The sequence below is a fragment of the Bacillus sp. SG-1 genome (assembly GCF_000181495.1).
GTDB lineage: Bacteria > Bacillota > Bacilli > Bacillales > Bacillaceae_B > Rossellomorea.
Window position 1 is genome coordinate 1 of record NZ_ABCF01000162.1, and the last position, 1633, is coordinate 1633.

The 1633-nt window shown below is 47.1% G+C and carries 2 protein-coding genes; both read right to left on the bottom strand.

Annotated features, from left to right (window positions below):
• Nucleotides 1-42 precede the first annotated feature (42 nt).
• On the bottom strand, nucleotides 43-282 hold the full coding sequence (locus BSG1_RS19395; RefSeq protein ID WP_006838948.1) for a hypothetical protein: 240 nt from the start codon (nucleotides 280-282) through the stop codon (nucleotides 43-45).
• 189 nt (nucleotides 283-471) lie between these two features.
• Nucleotides 472-1633, bottom strand: a 1162-nt coding sequence (locus BSG1_RS19400; protein ID WP_006838949.1) for an NCS2 family permease, incomplete at its 5' end; no start/stop codon positions are given.

Below are 1633 nucleotides of genomic sequence, written 5' to 3' on the forward strand. Positions count from 1 at the left end.
ACAGTTTTCCATGTGATAAAGATATTTGGAGTTGCTTGGGTTTTAGATTCTTTGATCCCTTAGAAGCTCTATGGATACTTTGATTTTTCTTTCTATTAGATACTCGCTTCTTTCCGCTTCTTCATCCCATAGGGTTCCTTTGACGTGGTCGATTTTCTCTTTTCTCGATTCCAGCACTTCGTACCATCCCTTTGACCAGACCGATTCTCTCTTTTCCTCAATTCCACCACCTCGAACCACCTCTTCGACCGGGCCGATTCTCTCTTTTCCCAATTCCACCACCTCGAACTACCCCTTTGACCAGGTCGATTCTCTCTTTTCCCGATTCCACCACCTCTAACCCCACCTTTGACCCGGTCGATTCCCGCTTTTCCCAATTCCACCGCCCCAAAGTCTGCAATACCCTACCGAAGAAAACCGATTTAGACCCAATAAAAAAAACAGCCCCTCAATGAGAAGCTGTCGCTGCGATTAAATTAAGAATATGAAATATAGAACAAAGACGACAAACAGAAGGTACATGATTGGGTGAATTTCTTTTGAGCGTCCCTTCATGATCATCGTGATTGGATAGAAGATGAATCCGACTGCGATACCAGTTGCGATGCTGTATGTCAGCGGCATGGCGATGATTGTCAGGAATGCCGGAACTGCGACTTCAAAGCGGTTCCAGTCAATTTTACCGATCGCTGATACCATTAGAACACCGACGATGATGAGCGCTGGTGCCGTTACCGGAGCTGTAATCACTTCCAGCAGCGGGAAGAAGAACAGTGACAGCAAGAAGAATAAGGCTGTTACGACAGAAGCAAATCCTGATCTCGCACCTGCAGCCACCCCGGCAGAAGATTCAATATAAGAAGTTGTGGTGGATGTTCCAAGAACCGCTCCCACAACCGTGGCACAAGAGTCAGCGAAAAGTGCTTTTCCTGCTCTCGGAAGCTTATTATCTTTCATTAGGTTGGCCTGATTCGCCACCGCCACTAAAGTACCGGCAGTATCAAAGAAGTCTACAAACAAGAATGTCAGCACGACTACAAGCATTTGAATCGTAAAGACGCTTGAAACGTCATTGAAAAGCGGATCCAGCGCAGCACCGAATGTCGGCTCAAGGCTTGGGATCGCTCCTACTAACTTTTCAGGAGCATCGATTAGACCGAAAATCATACCGGCAATGGCTGTAACGACCATACCGAAGAAAATTCCGCCCTTGATTCCTCTGGTCATCAGAACGACGGTTATGAAAATCCCGAACACCGCCAGAAGCGTGTTTCCGTTCGTCAGGTCACCAAGACCTACAAGTGTAGCATCGTTGTTAGTGATGATTCCGGCATTTTGAAATCCTACAAAAGTTATGAAAAGACCTATACCTGCGCCAACGGCATATTTCAATTCCGCAGGGATCGAGTTGATGATTTTTTCACGCAGCCCCGTCAGCGTCAGGACGATGAAGATGAGTCCTGAGATCAACACGCCTGTTAGTGCAGCTTGCCAAGAAATCCCCATTGTTAAAACGACTGTATACGCGAAGAATGCGTTTAGACCCATCCCCGGTGCCAGGGCGATTGGGTATTTCGCTATCAGTCCCATAATGAGAGAACCGATTGCCGCTGCCAATGCCGTTGCCACAAAT